Origin of the sequence: Xanthomonas sp. SHU 166, assembly GCF_000364685.1 — a bacterium.
GTDB lineage: Bacteria > Pseudomonadota > Gammaproteobacteria > Xanthomonadales > Xanthomonadaceae > Xanthomonas_A > Xanthomonas_A sontii.
In genome coordinates this window covers 1-1,118 of sequence record NZ_AQOJ01000826.1, presented here as the reverse complement: position 1 = coordinate 1,118, position 1,118 = coordinate 1, and the positions used below count along the sequence as shown (strand labels likewise).

The window sequence follows — 1,118 nt, the reverse complement described above, 5'->3', positions numbered from 1 at the left end:
CCGCCGCTGCCTCGTCGCAGCGGCCGCGCCCGCCGCCCCACGGGCGGGCGCCCGGCGACGCCAGCACCGCACCGCCAGGCATGGCCGCGGCGACACCAACGCACCTATTGGACCTACGACATGAACACTCAGCCCAACGAGCACATCGTGAAGAGCTACGACGAAGAACAGCATCGCCTCGCCGCCGAGATCGTGCGCATGGGCGAAACCGCGGTGGCGCAGTTGGAAGCGGCGCTGGACGTGGTCGAACGCCGCGACGACAACGCCGCGCTGCGCATCGTCGTCAACGACGAAGCGATCGACGCGCTCGAGCACTCCATCAGCCACGACGTCATGCGCCTGGCGCTGCGCGGACCGATGGCGCGCGACCTGCGCGAGATCCTGGCCGGCCTGCGCATTCCCGCCGACGTCGAACGCATCGGCGACTACGCCGCCAACGTCGCCAAGCGCTCGATCGCGCTGAACATGTCCCCGCCGATGCCGCAGACCCTGGGCCTGCGCCAGCTCGGCAAGCTCGCCGCCGAACAGGTGCGCGCGGCGCTGGCCGCCTACCAGAACAACGACGCCGACGCCGCGCTGCTGGTGCGCCAGGGCGACGCGCAGCTCGATGCGCAGTACACCGCGCTGTTCCGCGAGCTGCTGACCTACATGATGGAAGACCCGCGCAACATCACCCCGTGCACGCATCTGCTGTTCATGGCCAAGAACCTGGAGCGGATCGGCGACCACGCCACCAACATCGCCGAGAACGTGTGGTTCCTGGTGCACGGCGACGAGCCGCTGCCGCCGCGCGACAAGCGCGACGAGACCAGCTCCACCAGCGGCATCTGATCCCCGGCGTGCGGACCGGCCATGCGCCGTTCCGCCGCCGCTGGCGTCCCCGGGCTCCGTGCGCAACGGAGCCTTTTTTGTCGCCACGCACCGCCGCATGCAGCGCGGTGCGGCAGCGGGTAGGCTTGGCGCACTGCCGGACACCCCGACCGGCACCCGTCCATCGCCAGGAGCCTGCGCATGTCCACGTCGTCCCGTCCGTCCTCTGCCCTCGCCGGTGCGGTCCTGCTTGGCGGGATCGGCCTGTCCGCCTCCGCGCTGGCGATGACCGACCTCGCCCAGGGCTA

At 70.8% G+C, this 1,118-nt stretch carries 1 protein-coding gene; it reads left to right on the top strand.

Annotated elements, in window-relative coordinates; translation table 11 throughout:
* Window positions 1-120 precede the first annotated feature (120 nt).
* Window positions 121-831 (top strand): phosphate signaling complex protein PhoU, encoded by a 711-nt coding sequence (gene phoU, locus D180_RS18925; RefSeq protein WP_017914020.1) that lies wholly within the window; start codon window positions 121-123, stop codon window positions 829-831.
* Window positions 832-1,118 lie beyond the last annotated feature (287 nt).

Coding starts and splice junctions, on each gene's coding strand:
- phoU (WP_017914020.1), top strand. CDS start 121: ATGAACACTCAGCCCAACGAGCACATCGTGAAGAGCTACGACGAAGAA.